The 15,414-nt window shown below is 76.0% G+C and carries 18 protein-coding genes; 14 read left to right on the forward strand and 4 right to left on the reverse strand.

Going from position 1 to position 15,414, the window contains the following annotated elements:
• Positions 1 to 24: 24 nt before the first annotated feature.
• From ACI79W_RS05600 to ACI79W_RS05610, 3 genes are read left to right on the forward strand one after another with little or no spacing between them, the layout of a single operon-like run.
• Positions 25 to 846 (forward strand): lysophospholipid acyltransferase family protein, encoded by an 822-nt coding sequence (locus tag ACI79W_RS05600; RefSeq protein WP_456561083.1) that lies wholly within the window; start codon positions 25 to 27, stop codon positions 844 to 846.
• On the forward strand, positions 843 to 1,838 hold the full coding sequence (locus ACI79W_RS05605; protein ID WP_456561084.1) for an NAD(P)H-dependent glycerol-3-phosphate dehydrogenase: 996 nt from the start codon (positions 843 to 845) through the stop codon (positions 1,836 to 1,838). Before ACI79W_RS05600 ends, ACI79W_RS05605 begins: the two co-directional genes overlap by 4 nt.
• Positions 1,838 to 2,986 carry a cystathionine gamma-lyase gene (locus ACI79W_RS05610; RefSeq protein ID WP_456561085.1) on the forward strand — a complete coding sequence of 383 codons (1,149 nt, stop codon included), beginning with the start codon at positions 1,838 to 1,840 and terminating at the stop codon, positions 2,984 to 2,986. The genes ACI79W_RS05605 and ACI79W_RS05610 overlap by 1 nt, the downstream gene beginning before the upstream one ends.
• Here the strand turns inward: ACI79W_RS05610 and ACI79W_RS05615 are convergent.
• Positions 2,957 to 3,757: a CDP-alcohol phosphatidyltransferase family protein gene (locus ACI79W_RS05615; protein ID WP_456561086.1), complete on the reverse strand. Its 801-nt coding sequence runs from the start codon at positions 3,755 to 3,757 to the stop codon at positions 2,957 to 2,959. The two genes, ACI79W_RS05610 and ACI79W_RS05615, sit on opposite strands and share 30 nt — an antisense overlap.
• Positions 3,758 to 3,855: 98 nt before the next feature.
• Between ACI79W_RS05615 and ACI79W_RS05620 the strand changes: the two genes are divergently transcribed.
• The gene (locus tag ACI79W_RS05620; RefSeq protein ID WP_456561087.1) at positions 3,856 to 4,992 is read left to right on the forward strand and encodes a D-alanine--D-alanine ligase family protein; all 1,137 of its coding nucleotides are present in this window, start codon (positions 3,856 to 3,858) and stop codon (positions 4,990 to 4,992) included.
• A complete protein-coding gene (locus tag ACI79W_RS05625; protein WP_456561088.1) occupies positions 4,989 to 5,663 on the forward strand; it encodes a hypothetical protein in 675 nt (224 codons plus the stop codon). Before ACI79W_RS05620 ends, ACI79W_RS05625 begins: the two co-directional genes overlap by 4 nt.
• An 8-nt stretch (positions 5,664 to 5,671) precedes the next feature.
• On the opposite strand, the gene ACI79W_RS05630 is transcribed toward ACI79W_RS05625, so the two are convergent.
• Positions 5,672 to 6,235, reverse strand: coding sequence for a DUF3515 domain-containing protein (locus ACI79W_RS05630; protein WP_456561089.1), 564 nt, complete (start codon positions 6,233 to 6,235; stop codon positions 5,672 to 5,674).
• Positions 6,236 to 6,246: 11 nt separating this feature from the next.
• Positions 6,247 to 6,480, reverse strand: a complete 234-nt coding sequence (locus tag ACI79W_RS05635) for an Lrp/AsnC ligand binding domain-containing protein (protein ID WP_224500414.1) — start codon at positions 6,478 to 6,480, stop codon at positions 6,247 to 6,249.
• A 92-nt stretch (positions 6,481 to 6,572) separates the two neighbouring features.
• On the opposite strand from ACI79W_RS05635, the gene ACI79W_RS05640 reads away from it, so the two are divergent.
• From ACI79W_RS05640 to ACI79W_RS05650, 3 genes are read left to right on the forward strand one after another with little or no spacing between them, the layout of a single operon-like run.
• Positions 6,573 to 7,613, forward strand: a complete 1,041-nt coding sequence (locus ACI79W_RS05640) for a thiamine-phosphate kinase (RefSeq protein ID WP_456561090.1) — start codon at positions 6,573 to 6,575, stop codon at positions 7,611 to 7,613.
• Positions 7,597 to 8,124: a GNAT family N-acetyltransferase gene (locus ACI79W_RS05645; protein ID WP_456561091.1), complete on the forward strand. Its 528-nt coding sequence runs from the start codon at positions 7,597 to 7,599 to the stop codon at positions 8,122 to 8,124. The genes ACI79W_RS05640 and ACI79W_RS05645 overlap by 17 nt, the downstream gene beginning before the upstream one ends.
• Positions 8,112 to 8,738, forward strand: a complete 627-nt coding sequence (locus ACI79W_RS05650; RefSeq protein ID WP_456561092.1) for a cytidylate kinase-like family protein — start codon at positions 8,112 to 8,114, stop codon at positions 8,736 to 8,738. Before ACI79W_RS05645 ends, ACI79W_RS05650 begins: the two co-directional genes overlap by 13 nt.
• A gap of 77 nt (positions 8,739 to 8,815) precedes the next feature.
• Here ACI79W_RS05650 and rpmB read toward each other — a convergent pair whose 3' ends face one another.
• On the reverse strand, positions 8,816 to 9,007 hold the full coding sequence (gene rpmB, locus ACI79W_RS05655; RefSeq protein WP_104523111.1) for a 50S ribosomal protein L28: 192 nt from the start codon (positions 9,005 to 9,007) through the stop codon (positions 8,816 to 8,818).
• Between the two features lie 172 nt (positions 9,008 to 9,179).
• On the opposite strand from rpmB, the gene ACI79W_RS05660 reads away from it, so the two are divergent.
• From ACI79W_RS05660 to ACI79W_RS05685, 6 genes are all read left to right on the forward strand, one after another.
• Positions 9,180 to 10,778, forward strand: coding sequence for a DAK2 domain-containing protein (locus ACI79W_RS05660; RefSeq protein WP_456561093.1), 1,599 nt, complete (start codon positions 9,180 to 9,182; stop codon positions 10,776 to 10,778).
• A gap of 7 nt (positions 10,779 to 10,785) precedes the next feature.
• A complete protein-coding gene (recG, locus tag ACI79W_RS05665; protein ID WP_456561094.1) occupies positions 10,786 to 12,963 on the forward strand; it encodes an ATP-dependent DNA helicase RecG in 2,178 nt (725 codons plus the stop codon).
• Positions 12,960 to 13,514, forward strand: a complete 555-nt coding sequence (gene rsmD / locus ACI79W_RS05670) for a 16S rRNA (guanine(966)-N(2))-methyltransferase RsmD (RefSeq protein ID WP_456561095.1) — start codon at positions 12,960 to 12,962, stop codon at positions 13,512 to 13,514. Before recG ends, rsmD begins: the two co-directional genes overlap by 4 nt.
• Positions 13,511 to 13,996, forward strand: coding sequence for a pantetheine-phosphate adenylyltransferase (gene coaD / locus ACI79W_RS05675; RefSeq protein WP_456561096.1), 486 nt, complete (start codon positions 13,511 to 13,513; stop codon positions 13,994 to 13,996). Before rsmD ends, coaD begins: the two co-directional genes overlap by 4 nt.
• Positions 13,993 to 14,673, forward strand: a complete 681-nt coding sequence (locus ACI79W_RS05680) for a hypothetical protein (RefSeq protein WP_456561097.1) — start codon at positions 13,993 to 13,995, stop codon at positions 14,671 to 14,673. Before coaD ends, ACI79W_RS05680 begins: the two co-directional genes overlap by 4 nt.
• A gap of 113 nt (positions 14,674 to 14,786) precedes the next feature.
• Positions 14,787 to 15,413: a YceD family protein gene (locus tag ACI79W_RS05685; protein WP_456561098.1), complete on the forward strand. Its 627-nt coding sequence runs from the start codon at positions 14,787 to 14,789 to the stop codon at positions 15,411 to 15,413.
• Position 15,414: the final 1 nt, after the last annotated feature.

Raw genomic sequence — 15,414 nt, forward strand, 5'->3', positions numbered from 1 at the left:
CTCACGGCAGAGGGAGGCGGGTCGGTGACGGAGGAGACGTCCGCGCGCGGTGCGGCCGCCGACGGGGGACCGGGTGCCCGGTCCGAGGGCAGGTGGCGCACCCGGGGGCCCATCTCGTTCCCCCTCTGGTTGTGCATCCTGGTCATCTACCCGGTGGCGTCCCTGCTGTTCCGGCTCCGCTACCGCCACCTCGAGCGCATCCCGGTGCGCGGGCCGGTCCTGCTCGTGGCCAACCACGTGTCCGTGCTCGACCCGCTGGCCTGCGCGCGCCTGGTGTTCGACCGGGGGCGGATCCCGCACTTCCTCGCCAAGGAGAGCGTCTTCAAGGGGCTGGCCGGCGTCATCCTGCGGGCGGCGGGCCAGATCCCGGTGGCCCGGTACTCCTCGGCGGCCCGGGGTTCCCTCGACGCGGCCCGGGCCGACCTCCAGGCCGGCAACCTGGTGGTCATCTACCCCGAGGGATCGGTGACGCGGGACCCGGCGTGGTGGCCCATGCAGGCCCGCACCGGGGCGGCGCATCTCGCGCTGACCACCGATGCCGTCGTCGTCCCCGTGGCGCAGTGGGGCCCGCAGCGGGTGCACGACTACCACGCGAAGAAGCTGCACCTGCGGCTGCGCACGCCCGCCGACTACCTGGTCGGCGAACCGATCGACCTGTCGGCCCTGCGGGCCGAGGTCCGGGCCGGCCGGCCGCTGGACACACCCCTGCTGCGGGAGACGACCGACCTGATGATGACCAGGGTGCGCCACCAGCTCGCCGAGCTGCGGGGCGAGCCCGCCCCGGCCGCCGTCCACCCGGGGCCGGGTCGCTCGCGCCCCGGTGGCGTCGCGGGGAGCGCCGCGTGACGCGGGCGGCGGTGCTCGGCGCCGGCTCCTGGGGGACCACGTTCGCCAAGGTGCTCGCCGACGCCGGCTGCGAGGTGCGGCTGCACGCGCGCCGGCCCGAGCTGGTGGAGGCCATCAGCGAGCGGCGCGAGAACGCCGACTACCTGCCCGGTGTGCGCCTCCCCGACCGGCTGCGGGCGACCGCGGACCCGGCCGAGGCGCTCGACGACGCCGAGGTCGTCGTGCTGGCGGTCCCCTCGCAGTCGTTGCGCGGCAACCTGACGGTGTGGCGGGAGATGCTGCCGCCGGACGCCACCCTCCTGTCGCTGATGAAGGGGATCGAGCTCGGCAGCACCAAGCGCATGAGCGAGGTCATCTGCGAGGTCACCGGCGCCGACCCCCGCCGGGTGGCGGCGCTGTCCGGGCCGAACCTCGCCCGGGAGATCGCGGAGGAGCAGCCGGCGGCCACCGTCATCGCGTGCGCGGACGACGGCCGCGGCACGCAGCTGCAGGCGGCCTGCCACACCCGCTACTTCCGGCCCTACACCAACCCGGACGTCGTCGGGTGCGAGCTCGGCGGGGCGGTGAAGAACGTGATCGCCCTGGCGGCCGGCATCGCCGAGGGGCTCGGCTTCGGCGACAACACCCGGGCGTCGCTGATCACCCGCGGGCTCGCCGAGACCGCCCGGCTGGGGCTCGCGCTGGGGGCCGAGCTGACCACCTTCGCGGGGCTGGCCGGCCTGGGCGACCTGGTGGCCACCTGCAGCTCGCCGCTGTCGCGCAACCGCACGTTCGGCGAGAAGCTCGGCCGCGGCATGAGCGTGGAGGAGGTGCAGCGGAGCACCCGGCAGACCGCGGAGGGCGTGAAGAGCTGCCGCTCCGTGCTGGACCTCGCGCGGGCGCACGGCATCGACGTGCCCATCACCGAGGCCGTGGTGCGGGTCTGCCACGAGGGCGAGGCGCCGGCGCAGATGGTGCGCGAGATCATGTCGCGCGAGGCGAAGCCGGAGTGATGGAGTTCCCGGTCGTGGACAGCGGGTGGGGCGACGGGACCAGATCGGTGCGCGCGGGGGAGGACCCGGCCGTGCCCGGTGCGCCGCTGCGGCCCTCACCGGTGTTCGCGGCGCCCTTCCACCTCGGGGACCAGCCCCCCCGGGCCGGCGGCGCCGACGCCTACGCGCGCACCGAGCAGCCCACGCTCCGGCACTTCGAGGACGCCGTCGGGGAGCTCGACGGCGGCCGGTGCCTCTCCTTCGCCACGGGGATGGCGGCCCTCACCGCCGCCGTCCTGGCGTGCGTGCGCAGCGGGGACCGCGTCGTCCTGCCGTCGGACGGCTACTACGCGACGCGCATGCTGGCCGCGCAGGAGCTGAGCCGGTTCGGCGTCGAGGTGCAGTACGTGCCGACGCCGGAGATCGAGCGGGTGGCGGCCGGGGGCGGGCTCGCGGGAGCCCGGATGGTCCTGCTGGAGACGCCCAGCAACCCCCAGCTCGACGTCTGCGACATCGCGGCCGTCGCCGCCGCCGCGCACACCGCGGGCGCCCTGGTGGCGGTCGACAACACCACCGCCACCCCGCTCGGCCAGCGGCCGCTGTCGCTGGGTGCCGACCTCACCGTCGGCAGCGACACCAAGGCGCTCACCGGGCACAGCGACGTGCTGCTGGGGCACGTGTCGGTCACCGACGACGAGCTGCACGCGGCCGTGAAGGGGTTCCGCGACCGCACGGGCAGCACGCCGGGTCCGTTCGAGGCCTGGCTGGGGCACCGATCGATGAGCACCCTGGACCTGCGGCTGGCCCGCCAGGCGGAGAACGCGGCGGCCGTCGCCGAGCTGCTCGCCGGTCACCCCGCCGTCACCGGCCTGCGCTGGCCGTGGCGGCCGCAGGACCCGTCGTTCGCGCTCGCCTCCCGGCAGATGCTGCGCCCCAACGGCGTGGTGTCGGCCGAGCTGCCCGACGAGGCCGCCGTCTCCCGGTTGCTGGGCGCCAGCCGGCTGTGGGCGGCGGCGACCAGCTTCGGCGGCGTGCACAGCACGATCGACCGCCGGGCGCAGTGGGGTGGGGACGCCGTCCCCGCCGGCTTCGTGCGGCTCTCCTGCGGCATCGAGGACACCGCCGACCTGGTCGCCGACCTATCCCACGCGCTCGACGCCGTCGGCTGACGCGGGCCGGCGGCGGGTGCCGGCCACGGTGAGCCAGATGCTCACGCCGAAGTAGTAGGCGAGGTACACCATGCTCACCGCGACGACGACCGGGTTCGGGTCGGGGTACTGCACGACCAGCACCGCCGAGGCGGCCAGCCACACCGCGGCCAGCCCCAGGTTCACGCCGCGCAGCAGCTTGGTGCGCGACGGGTAGACGTACTTGACCGGCACGAACACCAGCACGGTCAGGACGGCGAGCGCGATGCCGACGCCCGTCGTGCCGACGCCGAGGACGATCGCGTAGAACGCCACGACGTTCCAGTAGCTGGGGAAGCCGAGGAAGTAGTGGTCCTCGGTCTTCGCGTCCACCCGGCAGAACTGGTAGCAGGAGGCCAGCAGCGGCAGCGCGGCCAGGACCCAGCCGAGGCCCCCGCCGGGCAGCCGGTCGGTGGTCCAGAGCAGCACGACCGGCGCGAAGACGTAGGTCAGGTAGTCGACGATGTCGTCCATCCGGGCGCCGTCGAACCAGGGGATCGCCTCCTTGACCCGGAACCGCCGGGCCAGCATCCCGTCGGTGCCGTCGATGAACAGGGTCACGAGGATCAGCCACAGCGCGGTCTCCACCGCGCCGTCGAAGGCGGCCAGGACGATGAGCAGGCCGAGCACCGACCCGCTGGCGGTGTACAGGTGCACCGCCGCACCGGCCAGGCGCAGCCCTCGGGAGTGCCCGGGCCCGTCGGTGGTGCGCACCGTCCCGGGCGCGGTCTGCTGGGCGGGGTCGTCGTGCACGGCGACGAGGCTGCCACACCGCGGTCGGGCCGGCGGACCGGCGCGTGCACCGACGTCGCGGCGGGGGTCGTGACCGGGCCTCGGTTAGGGTCGCCCCGATGAGCGGACAGCGGGGCAGGGTGCGGGTGGCGGTCGTCTTCGGCGGGCGCAGCGAGGAGCACGCCATCTCCTGCATCTCGGCCGGGAGCGTGATGGCCGCGCTCGACCCTGAGCGCTACGAGGTGGTGCCGGTCGGCATCGCCAAGGACGGGCGCTGGGTGCTGCCCGACCCCGGTCAGCGGCTGGCCCTCACCGACGGCGCGCTACCCGAGGTCACCGGCGGCACGGCGGTCTCCCTGGTCGGCGACCCCGAGGCGCGCGGGCTGGCCGTCCTGGAGCCCGGCGCGGCGGTCGGGCGGGCGCTCACCGAGGTCGACGTCGTGTTCCCGGTGCTGCACGGGGCCTTCGGCGAGGACGGCACGGTGCAGGGCCTGCTGGAGATGACCGGGCTGCCGTACGTGGGCTCCGGGGTGTTCGCCAGCGCCGCCTCCATGGACAAGGAGTTCACCAAGAAGCTCCTCGCCGCCGCCGGCCTGCCGCAGGGCGACCACGTCGTGCTGCGCGACGCGCAGGGCGCGGTCTGCGCGGACGCCGCCCTCCTCGGCGAGGCCGAGCGGGAGCGCCTGGGCCTGCCGGTCTTCGTGAAGCCCGCGCGCGCCGGCTCGAGCATCGGCATCAGCAAGGTGACCGACTGGGCGCAGTTCCCGGCGGCCGTCGCGGCGGCCGCGGCGGTCGACCCGAAGGTGGTCGTGGAGGCCGCCGTCCCCGGCCGGGAGATCGAGTGCGGCGTGCTCGCCGCGCGCGGCCCGGGCCTGCCGGAGGCGAGCCTGCCCGCCGAGATCCGGCTGCGGCCCGGCGTGGACTGGTACGACTTCGCCGCCAAGTACCTCGACGACGCCGCGGAGTTCGACATCCCGGCCGACCTCACCCCGGAGCAGCTCGCCGCGGTGCAGGACACGGCGCGCCGCGCCTACCTGGCGCTGGACTGCCGGGGGCTCGCCCGGGTCGACTTCTTCCTGGCCACCGGGCCCGACGGCGCGGACCGGCTGGTGGTCAACGAGGTCAACACGATGCCCGGGTTCACGCCGATCTCGATGTTCGCCCGCATGTGGGCCGCCAGCGGGGTCGGGTTCGGTGAGCTCGTGGACCGCCTGGTGAGCGGGGCGCTCGCCGGCGGCGCGCGGCCGGGCCGGTGACCGAGGGGCGGCCGGGGCCCGGGGCAGCCGCCGCCGGCTCCCGGTTCGCCCCGGCGGTCCTCCTGACCGCCTGCCTGCTCGCCGCCTGCGGGCGCGCGGTCGACGGCGTCCCGACCGCCGCGCCGCCCTCGGACCGGCCCTCCTCGCCGCAGGAGCTGGAGGAGCTCGTCGTCCGGGAGGTGCCCTCCGGCCTGCCGCGGCTGCCCGACGACGAGCTGGAACCCCCGGCCGGGGCCAAGCGGCTCGAGGACGTCGCCGCCTACGCACCCGACCCCGAGCGCGAGCTCGCGGTCCTCGACGACTACGGCTACCGGTACGGGTGGGAGCGCTTCTGGGGGCGGGAGTCGGGCCCGATGACGGGCGTCTTCGTCGACCAGTTCGAGCAGCGCGCCGGCGCCGGCGCCTACGCGGAGGCCCTGGCCCGCAACGACGCGGAGCTCTACGGCGGGGTGCTGAGCGTGGATCCGCCCGAGCTGCCCGCGAACTGCCGGCTGCTCACCGTGGACACCCCCGTGCCGGAGGCCGGGTTGGCCGACCCGGCGGCGTTCGCGTGGTGCTGGCACGGCGTGTTCAGCGTGTCGGTGACCGCCGTGGCCGGGTCGGTCGCCGACGCGGTCGACGAGGTCGGCGCCGTCCTGGAGGAGCAGCTGGCGCTGCTGCCGCCGGCGTGAGCGGGCGCTCAGGGCCCGGGTGCGGGCTCCTGGTAGGGGAGGGCCTCGGCCAGCGGCACGGTCAGCGCCGTCACCGGGGCGCTGTCGACGCCGGGGGGCAGCCGCACCTCCACGTAGACGGGGCGGTCGACCGCCGTCCACACCGTCGCGTCCGGGTCGCTGGTGTCGACGTGCCACTGCACACCGTTGATCTGGATGGCCGACGCGCCGACGGTCCACCCGGCCGGCCGCTCGACGCCGCAGGTGAGCACGACGGGCGGCTCGCCCCAGGCGTAGACGAACGGGGTCCCGGACTGCACGCGGCGGGACGGCTCGCCGGCCAGCTCCAGGGGGAGGTTGCCCAGCAGCGCGGTGCAGGACTGCTCGGCCTCGGGGCCGAGCACCGGGCTGTCCAGCTCGAGCGTCGGCAGGTCCTCGGGGCGCACCGGCGTGACCCCGTCGACGGTGGCCGGCCCCTCGGACTCCCGGGCGGGCTCCTCCGCGCCGCGCAGGTTGACCAGCACGACGAGGGCGATCACCACCGGCAGGGTGACCGCCGTGATCAGGATCGCGGCCCGGCGCAGCGGGTCCACGGGGCGAGCGCTCAGATGTTGACGACCGGGCAGGTCAGCGTCCGGGTGATGCCGTCCACCGACTGCACGCGGGCGACCACCAGGCGGCCCAGCTCGTCGACGGTGTCGGCCTCGGCGCGGACGATCACGTCGTACGGGCCGGTGACGTCCTCGGCCTTGGTGACACCGCTGATCTCGCTGATCGTCGACGCGACCTGGGCGGCCTTGCCGACTTCGGTCTGGATGAGGATGTAGGCGTGGACCACGGGAGATCCTTCCTCCGGCAACAGTGCCGAGACGTCGTCCCCGCCGGCTGGCGGACTCGTCGGCAACCTACCGCAGCGACTGGAGAGCATCGATGAGCCGACCCCGCCCCCTGGTCCCGCGCGGCGATCCGGCCGACAGCGTCCGGGTCGTCGGCGAGTTCGGCGTCATCGCCCGCGTGCTGGCCCGGTCGGGCACCGCGGCGGCCGCGGACGTCGGCCCCGGCGACGACGCGGCCGTGGTGCGCACCCCCGACCGGCGGGTCGTCGCCACCACCGACGTGCTCGTGGAAGGACGGCACTTCCGGCGGGACTGGTCCTCGGCCGAGGACGTCGGGCACAAGGCGGCCGCGGCCAACCTGGCCGACGTGGCCGCGATGGGCGCCCGGACGACGGCGCTGGTGGTGGGGCTGGCCTGCCCGCCGGACACGCCCACCAGCTGGCTGGAAGGGGTGGCCACCGGCCTGGCCGACGAGTGCGCACCCCAGGGGGCGGCCGTCGTCGGCGGGGACACCGTGGCCGCCGCCCCCGGCAGCACCGCCGTCGTCCTCTCGGTGACCGCCCTGGGTGACCTGGGCGGCCGGGCGCCCGTGCTGCGGTCGGGCGCGCGTCCCGGCGACGTCGTCGCGCTGGCCGGGCGGCTGGGGTGGTCGGCGGCCGGGCTGGCGGTGCTGCGCCGCGGGTTCAGCAGCCCGCTGGCGGTGGTGTCGGCGCACCGGCGCCCCACCCCGCCGTACGCGGCGGGGCAGGTCGCTGCCGACGCGGGCGCCACGGCGATGTGCGACGTGAGCGACGGGCTGCTCGCCGACGCCGGGCACATCGCGGAGGCCAGCGGCGTCGTGCTCGACCTGGACCGAGCGGCGCTGGTGCAGGCCTGCCTGGAGCCGGTCGGCCCGCTGCAGCAGGTGGGGTCGGCGCTCGGGGTCGACCCGATGGCGTGGGTGCTCAGCGGTGGGGAGGACCACGCGCTGCTGGCCACCTTCCCGCGGAAGGTGCGCCTGCCCGAGGGCTGGACGCCGGTCGGGCTGGTGCGGCCGGGAAAGCGCGGGCCCGGGGTGCGGGTCGACGGCGCGGACGCCGCCGACGCGCTGGCGGCGGTGGGAGCGGAGAGGGCGGGGCATGTGCACTTCGGCTGAGCAGGTGCTGCGGGACGGGGCGGTGGTCCGGCTGCGGCCGCTGCCCTACGAGGACCCCCTGGCGCAGCTGCTGGTCGAGCAGGTGCAGCAGGAGTACGTGGTGCGGTACGGCGGCCGCGACGAGGCCGTGGTCGACCCGGCGGAGTTCCGGCCGCCGGCCGGGCTGTTCCTGGTCGCCGAGGTGGCGGGGGTGCCGGTCGGCTGCGGCGCGTGGCGGGCCTACCCGCCGGGGGGCGCGGAGATCAAGCGCGTCTACGTGGCTCCGGCGTTCCGCCGGCGGGGGCTGGCCCAGGTGCTGATGGCGGAGCTGGAGGCCTCGGCTGCCCGCGCCGGGCACCGCTCGGTGGTGCTCAACACCGGGCAGCGGCAGCCCGAGGCGGTCGCGCTGTACCGGGAGCTGGGCTATGCGCCCGTGCCGGGGTACGGGGTGTACGCCTGCTCCCCGGAGGCGGTGTTCCTCGGCAAGGAGCTGACCGCGCGGGCGGGGGAGGAGCCGACGTGGGCGTCGTGACGATCTCGGCCCCCTACGGCGCTGCGGGGGCCGAGGTGGCGCCGGCGGTCGCCCGGCGGCTCGGGCTGCCCTTCCACGACCGCGCGATCCCCGCCCAGGTCGCCGGGCGGCTGGGGGTGCCGGTCGAGGAGGCCGAGGCCAACGACGAGACGGTGGTGCGCGGGCTGTGGCGGCTCGTGGCGTCGCTGGGCACCATGCCCGACCCGGTGGGCGGGGTGGTGCCGGGGGCGCCGCTGCCCGACACGCGCGCCTACCGGGAGCAGACCGAGCGGATCCTCGCCGAGATCGCGGCCGGCGACGGCGGCGTGGTGCTCGGCCGGGCCGCGATGGTGGTGCTCGCCGACCGCGCCGACGCGTTGCACGTCCGGCTGGACGGCCCGCGGGGCCGGCGCCTGGCCGCGGCGGTGGCCCGGTCGTGGCGCCCGCGCGAGGAGGTGGCGCGGGAGATGGCGGCCAACGACCGCGCGCGCGAGGCCTACGTCCGGCACTTCTACCGCCGCGACCCGGCCGATCCCCGCCTCTACCACCTGGTCGTGGACGCGACCGCCCTCCCGGTGGAGACGGTCGTGGAGATCGTGGTGAGGGCCGCCCGGGGCCGGGGGATCGGGCGCTGAGCGCACGCGAGGAGCCCCGGAGGTCGGTGACCTCCGGGGCTCCTCGCGTGCCTCGCGCCCCTCAGGGGGCGCCGGCGTCAGGCGCGGACGACCTTGCCGGCGCGGATGCACGAGGTGCACGCGTTGATCCGGCGACGGTTGCCGGGGGCGATCAGCGCCCGCACGGACTGGATGTTCGGGTTCCAACGGCGCGGCGTGCGGCGGTGCGAGTGCGACACCGACATACCGAAACCGGGGCCCTTGCCACAGACATCGCAGTTGGCAGCCACGGTTGATCACTCCCAGAAGAATCGTTCACAGACGGCGGGGCAAGGCAGCACCCGCAACAAGACCGTCCAGCAGTCTAACCGCTCCGCGGAGGTCATGTCGCAGCGCCCTCCGGACCGGGGTCCGCGGCTCGCGTGGCCGGGTCGTGTCGGCGCCCGTGGGTAGCCTGCTCCCGTGCTGACGGCGCTGGACGACGCCGCGGTCGGACAGTGGTGCCGGGCCGCGGTCGAGGCGCTGTCCGACTTCCGGGGGCGGCTCGACGACCTCAACGTCTTCCCGGTGCCCGACGGGGACACCGGCACCAACCTCCTGCACACCGCCGAGGGTGCCCGTGCGGCGCTGGACGAGGCGGCGCCCGGCGAGCCCACCTGGGCGGTCGTGGCCCGGGGTGCGGTGCTCTCCGCCCGCGGCAACTCCGGCACGATCCTGGCCCAGCTGCTCCGCGGTCTGGCCGACCAGCTCGCGGACCAGCCCCCCGCCGACGGGCCGGTCCTGGCCTCCGCGCTGCGCAAGGCCGCCGAGAGCGCCTACACCGCCGTCGCCGACCCCGAGGAGGGCACCTTCCTCACCGTGGCCCGCGCCGCCGGGGAGGCGGCCGTGGCGGCAGTCGACGCCGGGCGCACGGCGCTCGGCGACGTCGTCGAGGCCGCGGCCGACGGTGCTCACCACGCCCTGCAGAACACCCCCGACCAGCTGGCCGCGCTGCGCGATGCCGGGGTGGTCGACGCCGGCGGCGCCGGGCTCTCCCTCGTCCTGGACGCCCTCGTCCGCACGGTCACCGGCGTCCAGCCGGTGCGCCCTGCCCTCGCCCGCCGCGCGCACCCCCCGCACGACCACGTCCACGCCCCCCACCAGCCGCCGCCCGGGCCGGGCAGCGAGGTGCAGTACCTGCTCGCCGACACCGACGAGACCGCGGTCGCCCGCCTGCACGAGCGGCTGGCCGAGCTCGGGGACAGCCTGGTCGTCGTCGGCGTGGACACGCCGACCGGCCGGGAGTGGAACGTCCACGTGCACGTCGCGGACGTCGGCGCCGCCATCGAGGCGGGCATCGAGGCGGGCCGCCCGCACCGCATCACGGTCACCCCTCTGGCGCCGGTGCCCCCGGCGGCGCCCGTGGCGGGGGTGCGCGCGGTGGTCGCGGCCGTGCACAGCGAGGGCCTGGCCGAGCTCTTCCGCGCCGAGGGCGCCCGCGTCGTCGTCTGCGTGCCCGGCGGCATCACCGAGGACGACCTGTACGACGAGATCGTCGCCGCCGGCGCCCAGGAGGTGGTCGTCCTCCCCAACGACGCCGGCCTGCACGCCGTCGCCTCCCGGGCCGCGGAGCGGGCGCGCGAGGCCGGCCGGGAGATCGGCGTCGTGCCCACCCGCTCGCCGGTGCAGGGGCTGGCCGCCCTGGCCGTCGCCGACCCGCAGCGCCGGTTCGGCGACGACGTGATCGCCATGGCCGAGGCCGCCGCCGCCACCCGGTGGGCGGAACTGGCCGTCGCCGACCAGGAGGCGCTGACCAGTGCCGGCCTCTGCCGGCCCGGCGACGTGCTCGGCTCCGCCGAGGGGGACGTCGTCGTGATCGGCGCCGAGCACGCCGCCGTCGCGTGCGACCTGCTGGACCGGTTGCTCTCCGCCGGTGGGGAGATGGCCACCCTGGTCGTCGGCCCCGACGAGGCGCTCGGTGACGCGGTCTGCGCGCACCTGTCGTCGGCGCACCCCACGGTCGAGGTGGTGCGCTACGGCGGTGGTCCCGGCTCGCTGCCGCTGCAGATCGGGGTCGAGTGACGTGGGGGTGACGCTGGAGACCCCGCTCGCGCGGGTGCTCGGGCCCAAGACCGCCAGCGGCATGGCCGAGCAGCTGGGCCTGCACACGGTGCGCCACCTGCTGCGCCACTACCCGCGCCGCTACGCCCGGCGCGGGGAGATGGCCCGGCTCGACGACCTGCAGCCCGGCGACCGGGTGACGGTGCTCGCCCAGGTGAAGAGCGTGAGCACCCGGCCGATGCGGCAGCGCCGCGGCACGCTCACCGAGGTCACCGTGGGCGACGGCCCCAGCACCATGAAGCTGGTCTTCTTCAGCCACCGGCACGCGCGCCTCGCGCCCGGGGTCTGGGGCATGTTCGCCGGCACCGTCGGCACCTACCAGGGCAAGCTGCAGTTCACCCACCCCGACATGCACCTGCTCAGCGGTGACGACGATGACGACGACTGGGCCCGCGAGCTCGTCCCCATCTACCCGGCGAGCAAGGACGTCTCCAGCTGGGTGATCCAGAAGTCGGTCAAGCTGCTGCTGGGTGGCGCGGGCAACCTCGCCGACCTGGTCACCGACCCCCTGCCGGAGGAGATCCGCACCCGGCACGGCCTGCTGTCGCTGCCGGCCGCGCTGCTGGACGTCCACCGCCCCACCACCGCCCAGGACGTCGAGCGCGCCGAGCACCGGCTGAAGTGGGACGAGGCGCTGACCCTGCAGCTCACCCTCGCCGCCCGCCGCCGGGCCGCCGCGCTGGAGCCGGGCACCGCGCGCCCGCGGAAAGCCGGGGGCCTGCTCGACGCGGTCGACGCCGCGCTGCCGTTCGCGCTCACCGACGGCCAGCGGGCGGTGGGGGAGGAGCTCGCCGCCGAGCTGGACCGCGACCAGCCGATGCACCGCCTCCTGCAGGGCGAGGTGGGCTCGGGCAAGACGGTCGTCGCCCTGCGCGCGATGGCGCAGGTGGTGGACGCCGGCGGCCAGGCCGCCCTGCTCGCACCGACCGAGGTGCTGGCCGCCCAGCACGCCCGCGGCATCCGCGCCCTGCTCGGGCCGCTCGGCCGCGCCGGCGAGATCGACGGCGACCCCGCCGGCACCCGCGTCACCCTGCTCACCGGCTCGCTCAAGGCCGCCGCCCGCCGCGAGGCCCGCGCCGAGGTGGCGGAGGGGCGGGCCGGGATCGTCGTCGGGACGCACGCGCTGCTGCAGGAGGGCGTGGAGTTCGCCGACCTCGGGCTGGTCGTCGTCGACGAGCAGCACCGGTTCGGCGTCGAGCAGCGCGACGCGCTGCGCGCCAAGGGCAGCCGCCCCCCGCACGTGCTCGTGATGACGGCGACGCCGATCCCCCGGACGGTCGCGATGACCGTGTACGGCGACCTCGAGGTCTCCACGCTGCGGCAGCTGCCCAGCGGGCGCGGCGGCGTCGCCAGCTCGGTGGTCCCGGTCGCGGAGAAGCCCGGCTGGCTCGACCGGGCCTGGGAGCGGCTCCGCGAGGAGGTCGCCGCCGGCCGCCAGGCCTACGTCGTCTGCCCCCGCATCGGTGACCTGCCCGGGGACGAGCCCGAGGACGCCGACGGCGCGCCCCCGGAGGAGGGGCGCAGCGACCGCCGGCCCCCGCTCGCCGTCCTCGACGTCGCCGAGGCCCTGCGCGCCGGCCCGCTCGCCGGGCTGCGCCTGGACGTCCTGCACGGGCGGATGACCCCCGAGGGGAAGGACGGCGTCATGCGCGCCTTCGCCGACGGCGCGACCGACGTGCTGGTGGCCACCACGGTGGTCGAGGTCGGGGTGGACGTGCCGAACGCCACGGTGATGGTGGTCATGGATGCGGACCGGTTCGGCGTCAGCCAGCTGCACCAGCTGCGCGGTCGCGTGGCGCGGGGAGAGCACGCCGGGCTGTGCCTGCTGGTCAGCGAGGCCCCGACGTCCTCGCCGACGGGGCAGCGGCTGGCCGCCGTGGCCTCGACCTCCGACGGCTTCGAGCTGGCCCGGCTGGACCTGGAGACCCGGAGGGAGGGCGACGTCCTCGGCGCCGCCCAGTCCGGCCGTCGCTCCGGCATCAAGCTGCTCTCGCTGCTGGAGGACGAGGAGCTCATCGCCGACGCGCGGGCGGAGGCGACCGCGCTGCTGTCCACCGAGCGCGGGCTGGCCGACCACCCCGGGCTCGCCGCCGAGGTCGCGGCTCTGGCCAGCGACGAGCGCGCCGAGTGGCTCGAGAAGGCGTGACCAGGATCATCGCGGGGCTCGCGGGCGGGCGGCGCCTCACCGTCCCGCAGTCGGGGGTCCGGCCCACCGGTGACAAGGCCCGTGGCGCGCTGTTCAACTCCCTGGGCTCGCTGGTCGACCTCGACGGGGCGGCCGTCCTCGACCTCTACGCGGGCTCCGGTGCGCTGGGCCTGGAGGCGCTCTCCCGCGGCGCGGCCACCGCGGTGTTCGTCGAGCAGGGCCCGAGGGTGCTGCCCGTGCTGCGGGCGAACCTGGCGGCGGTCGGCCTGCCCGGCGGGCGGGTGGTGGCGGGCTCCGTGCCCGCCGTCGTCGCCGGGCCGGCGCCGCAGGCGTTCGACGTCGTCCTCGCCGACCCGCCCTACGACACCCCGGCCGAGGCGCTCCACGGGGTGCTCCGGGCCCTGGTCGCGGGCGACTGGCTGGCCCCCGGGGGCGTCGTCGTGGTCGAGCGGCCCAGCCGGGAGCGGGCGTGGGAGTGGCCGACACCCCTCGAAGGTCTGCGCGAGCGGCGCTACGGCGAGGCCGTGCTCCGGTACGGTCGGCGTCCGTGAGGCGTGCCGTCTGCCCAGGTTCCTTCGACCCGGTGACCAACGGGCACGTCGACGTCATCAACCGGGCGGCCGGGCTGTACGACGAGCTGGTCGTGGCCGTGCTGGTGAACCCGGGCAAGGCGGGGCTGTTCCCCGTCGAGGAGCGCATGGAGCTCCTCCGGGAGGCCGTCGCCGACCAGCCCAACGTGCGCGTGGACAGCTTCCAGGGGCTGCTCGTCGACTACTGCCGCACCCAGGACATCCCGGTCATCGTCAAGGGCCTGCGCGCGGTGAGCGACTTCGAGTACGAACTGCAGATGGCGCAGATGAACCGCGAGCTGGCCGCGATCGAGACGCTGTTCGTGCCGACCGCCCCGCAGGTCGGCCACCTCTCCTCCAGCCTGGTCAAGCAGATCGCCGGCTTCGGTGGCGACGTCTCCCGGCTGGTGCCCAAGGCCGTCGACGACCGGCTGCGCGAGCGGGCCCGCGAGGGGCGGTCGTGACCCGGCCCGGGCGCGGCCACACCACCGAGGTCGTCTACCGCCTCTACGAGACCGTCGACGAGCTGACCACGGTCATCGAGAACGCCCGCAGCGTTCCGATGTCGAGCTCGTGCATGGTGCCCCGTGACCACGTGCTCGACCTGCTCGACGACCTCCGGGAGTCGCTGCCCGAGGACGTGCAGGCCGCCGGCGCGATCGTCGAGCAGCGCACCGAGATCCTGCAGCAGGCGCAGGCCGAGGCCGAGCGGTTGACCGGCCGGACCCGCGCGGAGAGCGAGCAGCTGCTCGTCCAGGCCCGGCGCCAGCGCGACGAGATCATCGGCACGGCCCGGCGGCAGCGCGACGAGCTGCTGGCCCAGGCCCAGGCCGACGCGGAGCAGATCCTGCTGGACGCCGAGGCCGAGGCGCAGGCGCTGGTCGCCGAGGGGCAGCAGCACCGGGCCGCGCTCGTCGCCGAGGGCCAGGCCGAGCACGAGCGCCTGATCACCGAGACGGAGGTCTACCGCACCGCCGTCTCCCGCGCCGACGAGCTCGGCGAGCAGTCGCACGCCGAGGCCGCGCAGATGCGGGCGGAGGTCGACGAGTACGTGGACTCCCGGCTGGCCGAGTTCGGGGCGGCCCTGGAGCGCATGCTGCGCTCGGTGGACAAGGCGCGCAGCAACCTCCGGGACGGCTGAGACCTTCCGCACGGTGGGGGCCGGGAGAGGATCGGGTAGTCTCGACCACCGGTCCCGCCGACGGCGTCCCGCCCGGCTGGCCACCCCTCCCGCACCCGACCGCGAGTACCGACATGCCTGCTGCTCCCCAGAACCACCCCGGCGCTGCGTCCAACGAGGACCGGCGCCCCTCGACCAACCCCTGGAAGGTCGACCTCCGGGAGCTGGGCCGGCGCGCCGGCAGCCTGCACGAGCTGGACCGGACGGCGACGGCGCCGGAGGGCTGGGGCCTGGAGCTCATCCGTGTCCCCGGCGGCGCCGAGGTCCACCTGCGGCTCCGGCTGGAGTCGGTCATGGAGGGCGTGCTCGTCACCGGTGACCTGGAGGTGCCCGTCGTCGGCTCCTGCGCCCGCTGCCTCGAGCCGCTCGAGGACACCCTCACGCTCGACGTCCAGGAGCTGTACGCCTACGCCGGGAGCACCACCGAGGCGACCAGCGAGGAGGACGAGGTGCGCCGGGTCGAGGGCGACTTCCTCGACCTGGAGCCCCTGGCCCGCGACACCATCGTGCTGAGCCTCCCGCTCTCGCCGGTGTGCACCGAGGACTGCGGCGGCCTGTGCGTCGACTGCGGTCAGCGGATCGACGACCTGCCCGAGGACCACACCCACGAGGTGACCGACCCCCGCTGGGCGGCCCTCGCGGAGCGATTCGCTTCCTCGCCGGGCACCCCCGGCGAATCCACCACCCCAGAGGAGAACTGAC

Source organism: Blastococcus sp. SYSU DS0533, from assembly GCF_054050775.1.